The organism is Pseudonocardia sp. KRD291 (assembly GCF_019263595.1).
GTDB lineage: Bacteria > Actinomycetota > Actinomycetes > Mycobacteriales > Pseudonocardiaceae > Pseudonocardia.
Genome location: NZ_JADQDD010000275.1, coordinates 1 through 8,102, shown reverse-complemented (window position 1 = coordinate 8,102; position 8,102 = coordinate 1). Strand labels below are relative to the sequence as shown.

The following is an 8,102-nucleotide window of genomic DNA, read 5'->3' as shown; positions in this document are numbered from 1 at the left end:
GTCGTCGACGATGTCGACGATGGTCTCGTCCGCGATCGGCACCCCGAACAGCAGGAACTCGTTGCGCAGCAGGTCGGTCGCCACCGTGGCGCGCCGCGATCCGAGCACCTGCGCATCGACCTCCCCGCGCTCGACGGCGCGCTCCAGGACGGTGAGGATGGTCGACGGACCGACGTGATACATCCGTTCGCGGATCAGCGTCGCGAATGCGGGGTCGCGCGTCAGCTCGGTCAGCAGCCCGCGCAGGATGCCGCCGAGCGGGCTGGCCATCTTCGCCGAGATCTGGCGGAGGAGGTCGATGACGTCGGTGCGCAGCGCCCCGGTGTCGGGCAGGTCGACCTCGATGATCCCCCGCTCACGGCACGCCTCGAGCACCAGTTCGGCACGGCCGGGCCAACGGCGGTACACGGCGGCCTTGCTGGTGCGCGCCCGGACGGCCACCCGTTCCATGGTCAGCGCGGCGTAACCGACCTCGACGAGCTCGTCGAACGCGGCCGCCAGGATGGCGCTCTCCAGGACCTCGCCGCGACGGCGAGGTCCCTTGCGGTGGTCGAGTCCCGACCCGCCGGCCGGCTCGGTGTTCAGCGACAGCGTGACTCCAAGGTCGTCCCGGAGAGACCGTTGCGTTCTCTCGCCGGGCATCTTAGCCTCGAACTATAGAGAACGATCCGTTCTTTAACATTGCTTGACTCTCGGGGGACCCGATGACCGACACCGTGGCGACGCGACAGACCCAGGACGCTCCGAGCTTCCCGAACGACCGGACGTGCCCGTACCGGCTGCCCGACGGGTACGCCCGGTTGCGCGACGAGGAGGGCCCGCTTCGTCCGGTCACGCTCTACGACGGCAGTCCCGCATGGGTCGTGACCGGCCACCGGGCGGCGCGCGCGCTGCTCGCCGACCCGCGGCTCTCCGCCGACCGCACCGCCGACGGGTTCCCGATGACCTCCGCCCGCGGTGAGGCGTTGCGCACGCAGCAGAACCGGGCGTTCATCAGCATGGACCCGCCTGAGCACGGCCCGAAGCGCCGAATGATGATCAGCGAGTTCACGGTGAAGCGCGCCAAGGGAATGCGTGCCGACATCGAGCGGATCGTTTACGGCTTCGTCGACGATCTGCTCGCCGCGGGCCCACCGGCGGATCTGGTCAGCGGGCTGGCGCTGCCGGTGCCCTCGATGGTGATCTGCGAGCTGCTGGGTGTGCCCTACGGCGACCACGAGTTCTTCCAGGACGCCAGCACCCGGCTGGTGCAGTCCACGGACCCGGCGGGCTCGCTGACCGCGCGCAACGACCTCACCGGCTACTTGGACGGTCTGGTCACGACCCTGCAGGCCGACCCGGGCACCGGGCTGCTGGACACGCTGATCGCCGAACGCCTGGCGACCGGCGAGATCGACCGCGCGGAGCTCGTCGCCTCGGCGCTGCTGCTGCTCGTCGCCGGGCACGAGACGACCGCGTCGATGACCTCGCTGAGCGTGATCACCCTGCTGCAGCACCCGGACCAGCTCGACGCCCTGCGCGCCGACCCGTCCCTGATCCCGGGTGCGGTCGACGAGCTGCTGCGCTACCTGTCGATCGCCGACATCGCGGGCGGGCGCGTGGCCACCGAGGACATCGAGGTCGACGGGCAGCTCATCCGGGCAGGCGACGGCGTCATCGTCAGCAACTCGATCGCCAACCGAGACGGCGCGGTCTTCGCCGACCCGGACACCTTCGACGTGCGCCGTCCGGCCCGCCACCACATCGCGTTCGGTTACGGCGTCCACCAGTGCCTGGGCCAGAACCTGGCCCGCCTGGAGCTCGAAGTGATCATCGCTGCGGTGCTCGAGCGGATCCCGACGCTGCGCCTCGACGTGGCGGTCGACGAACTGGAGCTGCGGCCGGCCACGACGATCCAGGGTGTCAACTCGTTGCCGGTCAGCTGGTGACGGTGCCGGGCTCTCAGTCCCGGCGTGCCGACTTGCCGAGCTGCTGCTCGACGGTCTTGCGACCCCGGTTGGCGCGCTCGTGCTCCAGCGCCTTCTCGGCGGTGGAGGGGGACAGCTTGCGGGCTTCCTTCACCGCGTCGTCGGCGTTCATCTCATCGAGCTGCGCACCCTTGCGGGTCTTCTTCGCGGCGTCGGTGTTCGGGACGTCGCCCCGGCCCTTCTTCGAGCCCGCCCGCTTGCGTCGGCGGGTCTCCGCCTTCTCGTCGTCCGACATCTGTTCCCAGGCCTTCTCGGGCAGGTAGCGGTCGGTGCCGTCGGCGCCGCGTGCCCCGGCGGACCCGTCCGCGGTCTGCCACTTCTCGTCGGTCCACTGCTCGAGACTGCGCTGAGCGTCCGTGGGCTGGTCGGGGTGCCGGTACCCGCCGCCCTGCTTCTCGTACTCCTGGGTCAGCAGCTGGGACTTGCGGGCCGACCACTTGCCGGGCGCACCGCCCTTGTCCGACTGCTTGATCTCCTCCTTGAGCCGCTCGCGCAGTCGTGGGTCGGTGTAGTCGTCCTGGTAGTCCCTCGCGTCCTTGGCCATGGGCGCGGCTACCCGCGACGGCACCGGCCCACGCGCACGTCAGTTCCGGGGCCGGGCGCCGGTGACGGCGGCGTCGATCCGGGCGAGCAGCTCGCGCTTGCGGGCGTCGTCGAGGAACGCGGCCTCGACCGAGTTGCGTGCCAGTACCTCGGCGGCGTCGTCGTCGATGCCGCAGGACCCGCGCAGGGCGGCCATGTTGTCGTCGAGGTAGCCACCGAAGTAGGCCGGGTCGTCGGAGTTCACCGTGACCACGAGCCCGCGGCGCATCATCTCCGGCAGGGGGTGCTCGGCCAGGTCGTCGACGACGCGCAGGCGCAGGTTCGACAGCGGGCACACGGTCAACGGCGTCCGCTGCCGGACCAGTCGGGCGACCAGGTCGCCGTCCTCCAGGCTGCGCACGCCGTGGTCGATCCGCTCGGCGCCGAGCAGGTCCAGGGCCTCCCACACGTACGACGGCGGCCCCTCCTCCCCCGCGTGCGCGACCCGGTGCAGGCCCTCGGCGCCGGCCCGGTCGAAGACCTCGGTGAACGCCGACGGCGGGTGTCCGACCTCCGCCGAGTCGAGGCCGAGGCCGAGCACCGGGGCGCCCGAGCGCAGGACACCGTCCAGCATCGCCATCGCGTCGGCGGCACTGTGGTCGCGCAGTACGCACGGGATCAGGCCGGTGCTGATCCCGTGCACCGACGGCGCCGCGGCCAGGGCGGTCCCGACGCCGTCGAGCACCTCGGACAGGGCGACGCCGCGGGACGTGTGCGCCTGCGGGTCGACGAAGACCTCGGCGTGCACGACCCCGGCGGCCGCGGCCCGGGTGAGGTAGGCGTCGGTCATGTCCGCGAAGTCCTGCGCGGTGCGCAGCGTCGCCATGTTCGCGTAGTACAGGTCGAGGAAGGCCTGCAGGTCGGCGAACTCGTAGCGCGCCGCGAGCTCGTCGACGTCGGCGTAGGGCAGCCGGACCCGGTTGCGCTCGGCGAGCTCCAGGATCGTCGACGGCTCGAGCGTGCCCTCCAGATGCAGGTGCAACTCGGCGCTCGGCAGCATGGCCCTCACTTCCTGCGCGGTCACTTCTTGCGCGGCCGCTTCTCCCGGATCCGCACCGACAGGCGGATCGGGGAGCCGGCGAACCCGAAGTCCTCGCGCAGGCGGCGCTCGATGAACCGGCGGTAGCCCGGCTCGAGGAACCCGGAGGCGAACAGCACGAACGTCGGCGGTCGGGTCTGGGCCTGGGTCGCGAACAGGATCTTCGGCTGCTTGCCGCTGCGCACCGGCGGCGGCTTGGCCGCGACCAGGTCGGAGACCCACGAGTTGAGCCGCCCGGTCGGGATCCGGGTGTCCCAGGACTCCAGGGCCCGGCGCAGCGCGGGCGCCACCCGGGACGTCGAACGTCCGGTCAGCGCCGAGACGTTGACCCGCTCGGCCCACCGGACGCTGATCAGGTCGCGCTCGAGCTCACGGGTGAGCTCGCGGCGGCGGTCCTCGTCGACCAGATCCCACTTGTTGAACAGGATCACCAGGGCGCGGCCGGCCTCGGAGACCATCGTGAGCACCCGCTGGTCCTGCTCGGCGATCGGCTCGCTGGCGTCGATCAGCACCAGGGCCACCTCGGCGGCCTCGATCGCCGACGACGTGCGCAGGCTGGCGTAGTACTCCATGCCGCTGGCCATCTTGACCCGCTTGCGCAGGCCTGCGGTGTCGACGAAGCGCCAGACCTCGCCGTCCAGGTCCACCAGCGAGTCGACCGGGTCGACGGTGGTGCCGGCGACGTCGTGCACGACCGAGCGGTTCTCCCCCGCCACCTTGTTCAGCAGGCTCGACTTGCCGACGTTCGGCTTGCCGACCAGCGCCACCCGGCGCGGACCGCCCGCGGCGGCGCCGAAGTCCTCCCGCGGGGTCTCGGGCAGGATCTCGAGCACCGCGTCGAGCAGGTCACCGGAGCCACGGCCGTGCAGGCCGCTGACCGCGTGCGGCTCGCCCAGCCCGAGACGCCACAGCGACGCGGTGTCGGAGACCAGGCGGTCGTCGTCGACCTTCGTCGCGCAGAGCATCACCGGGACGTCCGATCGCCGCAGCACCCGGGCGGCGGCCTCGTCGGTGGTGGTGGCCCCGACCGAGGCGTCCACCACCAGCATCACGGCGTCCGCGGTCCGCATGGCCGTCTCGGCCTGCGCGGCGACGACGCCCTGTAGGCCCGACGCATCGGGCTCCCAGCCGCCGGTGTCCATCAGCTTGAACCGGCGCCCGTTCCACAGGGCGTCGTAGACGATCCGGTCGCGGGTCACCCCCGGGATGTCCTGCACGACCGCCTCGCGGCGCCCGATCAGCCGGTTGACCAGCGTGGACTTGCCCACGTTGGGCCGCCCGACGACGGCCAGGGTCGGGGTCGCCAGCACCTCGTCCGGGTCCAGCCCGGCGATCGGCAGGCCGTCCTCGTCGGTCGCGACGAACTCGGCGGGGTCGAGCCCCAGCCGGTCCATCTCGGCGCGCTCCTCGTGTCCGAGGTTCACGCCTGCTTCGTCAGTACTGCTCACGTCTCACTCGCGTCCCGGCCGGGTTCGCCCCGGCCTCTCATCTCGTCCAGCTCCGCGACCAGCGCGGAGAGTGCGTCGCGTACCTGCTCGGTCGCCGCGGCCAGTTCTGCACGTCCTCGGCCCTGCGGCGCCGGCAGCGCTTTTCCCACCAGTACATCCACCCGGGGGCGGAAACGCCGCCCCGATCCCTCCGGTCGCCGGGTGCCCCGGCACACGACCGGCAGCATCGGCGCCCCGCCCGTACGGGCGAGCCAGGCCGCACCCTGCTGGGCCGCGGCCACCTCGCCACTGCCGCGGGTCCCCTCCGGGAACACCGCGACCATCCCGCCTCCGCTCAACACGTCCAGCGCCGCCGTCAGCGGCCGCCGGTCGGGTGCGCCGCGGCGCACCGCCAACTGCCCGATCCACGGTAGGAGCACCGCGAACGGCCCCCGGAACATCTCCTGCTTCACCAGGAACACCACGCGGCGCCCGATCAGTCCCATCAACAGCGGACCGTCGACGAACGAGCTGTGGTTGGCCACCAGCACCACCGGCCCGGAGGCCGGGATGCGGTCCCGGTGATGCACCCGCACCCGCAGAACGGGGACGAAGCACCAGGTCCCGATCCAGCGCGCCAGGTCGTGCATCCAGCCCAGCGCGCCCTCGGGGAGATCGGTCCCGGCCCCCTGGTCGTTCCCGGACCCCCGATCGCTGCCGGACACCGGGGAGCCGGCGGAGCTCACCCCTCCAGCCCCCGTTCGGAGACCAGCATACGCAGCCGGGCCAGCACGTCGTCCGCGCTGAGGTTGTCGGTGTCGAGCACCAGCGCGTCGGCGGCCGCGTAGAGCGGCGAGATACGGCGGCTGGAGTCGAGCCGGTCCCGGCGCTCGACGTCGGTCAGCGTGACGCGCAGGTCGGCCTCGCGGCCCGCCCGGGCGTCCTGGCGTCCGCGCCGTGCGGCCCGGACCGCGGGCGAGGCCGTCAGGTAGACCTTCAACGGCGCGTCCGGCACCACCACGGTGCCGATGTCGCGGCCCTCGACGACGATCCCGCCGCCCCCGTGCACCGCGTTCTCGATCAGCTCGTGCTGGCGCGCGACCAGCTCCGTGCGCACCCCCGGGAGCGCGGACACGGCGCTGACCAGGCCGGTCACCTCCGGCCCGCGGATCTCGGCACTCACGTCGGCGCCGTCGAGGGTGATCGTCGGGCGGGCCGGGTCGGTGCCGGAGGCCAGGTCGCGCCCGGTCGCGGCGGCCGCCATCGCGTCCTCCGACGCGTTCTCGTCGAGCCCCGCGCGCAGCACGGCCAGCGTGGCGGCCCGGTACATCGCGCCGGTGTCGAGGTAGGCCGCACCGCAGGCCTGCGCCAGCCGGCGGGAGACCGTCGACTTGCCCGTCCCGGACGGTCCGTCCATCGCGACGACGCCCCGCAAGGCCACCAGTACCCACCTCTCCGGCCCCACGACCGTCGTCCGGCACGCGCCGTCTGCGGGCACGCGCCCGTCCATTGTCGCCGGTACGGAGATCCGCCCCGCGCCCGGGTGGGCGGGCCTACTGCGGCAGGTCGGTGCGCAGTGCCGCCGCGCCGTGCAGGTAGACGTGGCGCAGCTCGGACCGGGGCCGGGTGGTCTCCACGTGCGCGAGCAGCCGCAGCACCCGCGGCATCGCCCCGGGCACGGCCATCTCGGTGGCGCACATCAGCGGGACGTCGGTCAGGCCGAGCAGCCGCGCGGCGTAGGCCGGGAACTCCGCGGTCAGGTCCTGGGTCGCGGTGAACCAGATCGAGATGACGTCGTCGGAGACCAGCTGGTTGCGTTCGAGCACGGCCGTGACCAGCTCCGCGGAGCGGTCCAGGATCTCCTGCCGGTCGTCGGCATCGACCTGGGTCGCGCCGCGCAGCGCTCGTACCGCCATGTCGGGCAGCGTAGGAGATCCGGTCCGGCGACGCGGTCCCGGGCCTCCCACGGCCCGCGCCTCCCTACAGGCCGACGGCCTTGTAGAGCGCCCCGACCTCGGAGTTGTTCAGCGGGCGCAGCTTACCCGGTCGCTGGTTGCCCAGCTGCACGTCGCCGACCGCGGTCCGGATGAGCCGCTGCACGGGGTGCCCGACCTCGTCGAGCAGCCGGCGCACGACGTGCTTGCGGCCCTCGTGCAGCACCAGCTCCACCATCGAGCGTCCCGGCAGCGAGTCGACGAGCTTGAACGAGTGCACGGTGACCGTGCTGGTCGGCCCGCCCGGGTTCCGCTCGTCGCCGTCGTCGAGCTCGATCCCGTCGCGCAGGCGCTTGCCGACGTCCCGGGCGGGCTGGCCCATGATCTCGGCGACGTAGGTCTTGGTGACCTCGTAGGACGGGTGCATCAGCCGGTGGCCGAGCTCGCCGTCGTTGGTCAGCAGGAGCAGGCCCTCGGTGTCGGCGTCCAGGCGTCCGACGTGGAACAGCCGCTGGGCCTGGTTCATGATCTCGACCCGGTCCAGGAGCAGGTCGCCCACGCAGGGCCGACCCTTGTCGTCGGACATCGTGGACAGCATCCCCTGCGGCTTGTTCAACGCCAGGTAGACCTGGTCGTCGCGGAGCACGACCCGGGCCCCGTCGACGTGCACGATCGCCGTGTCCGGGTCCACCCGCCTGCCCATCTCGCGCACGGTCTCGCCGTCCACCGAGACCCGCCCGGCGGCGATCAGCTCCTCGGCCGCGCGGCGGGACGCCACTCCCGCCTGCGACAGCACCTTCTGCAGCCGGACGCCCTCGGATACCTCGCGGGCCTTTCGCTCACTCATCGTCTCTCATCACATGTCGTCGATCGCGTCGATGTCGGGCAGCAGCGGCGCCAACGGGGGCAGCTCCTGCACCGACTCCAGGCCGAGGCGCTCCAGGAACAGCTCGGTCGTCCGGAACAGTGTCCCCTGCGTCTGATCGTCGGTTCCGGCCTCCTCCACCAGACCGCGGGTGAGCAGCGTCCGGAGCACCCCGTCGCAGTTCACGCCGCGGACCGCGGACACCCGCGCGCGGGTCACCGGCTGGCGGTAGGCGACCACCGCGAGGGTCTCCAGCGCGGCCCGGGTCAGGCGGGCGCGCTGGCCGTC

At 72.5% G+C, this 8,102-nt stretch carries 10 protein-coding genes; 1 reads left to right on the top strand and 9 read right to left on the bottom strand.

Annotation, left to right across the window (positions count from 1 at the left end; translation table 11 throughout):
* Positions 1 to 642 (bottom strand): TetR/AcrR family transcriptional regulator (locus tag I4I78_RS26800; protein ID WP_218614276.1); only part of this gene is annotated, 642 nt, incomplete at its 3' end.
* Between the two features lie 62 nt (positions 643 to 704).
* On the opposite strand from I4I78_RS26800, the gene I4I78_RS26795 reads away from it, so the two are divergent.
* Positions 705 to 1,928 carry a cytochrome P450 gene (locus tag I4I78_RS26795; protein WP_218614275.1) on the top strand — a complete coding sequence of 408 codons (1,224 nt, stop codon included), beginning with the start codon at positions 705 to 707 and terminating at the stop codon, positions 1,926 to 1,928.
* 13 nt (positions 1,929 to 1,941) lie between these two features.
* On the opposite strand, the gene I4I78_RS26790 is transcribed toward I4I78_RS26795, so the two are convergent.
* From I4I78_RS26790 to I4I78_RS26755, 8 genes are all read right to left on the bottom strand, one after another.
* Positions 1,942 to 2,511: a hypothetical protein gene (locus tag I4I78_RS26790; RefSeq protein ID WP_218614274.1), complete on the bottom strand. Its 570-nt coding sequence runs from the start codon at positions 2,509 to 2,511 to the stop codon at positions 1,942 to 1,944.
* A 39-nt stretch (positions 2,512 to 2,550) separates the two neighbouring features.
* Positions 2,551 to 3,549 (bottom strand): adenosine deaminase, encoded by a 999-nt coding sequence (locus tag I4I78_RS26785; protein ID WP_218614273.1) that lies wholly within the window; start codon positions 3,547 to 3,549, stop codon positions 2,551 to 2,553.
* Positions 3,550 to 3,569: 20 nt separating this feature from the next.
* Positions 3,570 to 4,982, bottom strand: coding sequence for a ribosome biogenesis GTPase Der (der, locus tag I4I78_RS26780; protein WP_218614278.1), 1,413 nt, complete (start codon positions 4,980 to 4,982; stop codon positions 3,570 to 3,572).
* A 50-nt stretch (positions 4,983 to 5,032) separates the two neighbouring features.
* Positions 5,033 to 5,761 carry a lysophospholipid acyltransferase family protein gene (locus I4I78_RS26775; RefSeq protein ID WP_374225925.1) on the bottom strand — a complete coding sequence of 243 codons (729 nt, stop codon included), beginning with the start codon at positions 5,759 to 5,761 and terminating at the stop codon, positions 5,033 to 5,035.
* Positions 5,758 to 6,432 (bottom strand): (d)CMP kinase, encoded by a 675-nt coding sequence (gene cmk, locus I4I78_RS26770; protein ID WP_226380499.1) that lies wholly within the window; start codon positions 6,430 to 6,432, stop codon positions 5,758 to 5,760. The genes I4I78_RS26775 and cmk overlap by 4 nt, the downstream gene beginning before the upstream one ends.
* A gap of 136 nt (positions 6,433 to 6,568) precedes the next feature.
* On the bottom strand, positions 6,569 to 6,931 hold the full coding sequence (gene aroH, locus I4I78_RS26765; protein ID WP_218614271.1) for a chorismate mutase: 363 nt from the start codon (positions 6,929 to 6,931) through the stop codon (positions 6,569 to 6,571).
* A 64-nt stretch (positions 6,932 to 6,995) separates the two neighbouring features.
* The gene (locus tag I4I78_RS26760; RefSeq protein ID WP_218614270.1) at positions 6,996 to 7,796 is read right to left on the bottom strand and encodes a pseudouridine synthase; all 801 of its coding nucleotides are present in this window, start codon (positions 7,794 to 7,796) and stop codon (positions 6,996 to 6,998) included.
* 9 nt (positions 7,797 to 7,805) lie between these two features.
* Positions 7,806 to 8,102, bottom strand: a 297-nt coding sequence (locus I4I78_RS26755) for an SMC-Scp complex subunit ScpB (RefSeq protein ID WP_218614269.1), incomplete at its 5' end; no start/stop codon positions are given.